This window comes from Enterobacter cloacae complex sp. IR5459 (genome assembly GCF_049238005.1).
Lineage (GTDB): Bacteria > Pseudomonadota > Gammaproteobacteria > Enterobacterales > Enterobacteriaceae > Enterobacter > Enterobacter hormaechei_C.
This window is the reverse complement of the sequence record NZ_JBMKIG010000076.1, coordinates 1-587: the sequence shown is the minus strand read 5'-3', so window position 1 is coordinate 587 and position 587 is coordinate 1. Positions and strand designations below refer to the sequence as shown.

The following is a 587-nucleotide window of genomic DNA, read 5'->3' as shown; positions in this document are numbered from 1 at the left end:
GCCAGGAATGCCCGGCGCGCGGATACTTCCGCTCAAGGGCGTCGGGAAGCGCAACGCCGCTGCGGCCCTCGGCCTGGTCCTTCAGCCACCATGCCCGTGCACGCGACAGCTGCTCGCGCAGGCTGGGTGCCAAGCTCTCGGGTAACATCAAGGCCCGATCCTTGGAGCCCTTGCCCTCCCGCACGATGATCGTGCCGTGATCGAAATCCAGATCCTTGACCCGCAGTTGCAAACCCTCACTGATCCGCATGCCCGTTCCATACAGAAGCTGGGCGAACAAACGATGCTCGCCTTCCAGAAAACCGAGGATGCGAACCACTTCATCCGGGGTCAGCACCACCGGCAAGCGCCGCGACGGCCGAGGTCTTCCGATCTCCTGAAGCCAGGGCAGATCCGTGCACAGCACCTTGCCGTAGAAGAACAGCAAGGCCGCCAATGCCTGACGATGCGTGGAGACCGAAACCTTGCGCTCGTTCGCCAGCCAGGACAGAAATGCCTCGACTTCGCTGCTGCCCAAGGTTGCCGGGTGACGCACACCGTGGAAACGGATGAAGGCACGAACCCAGTGGACATAAGCCTGTTCGGTT

The 587-nt window shown here is 62.5% G+C and carries 1 pseudogene; it reads right to left on the bottom strand.

What is annotated here, in order from left to right:
• Positions 1–587, bottom strand: a pseudogene (gene intI1 / locus ACOTX4_RS26025) (class 1 integron integrase IntI1); the annotation flags it as partial.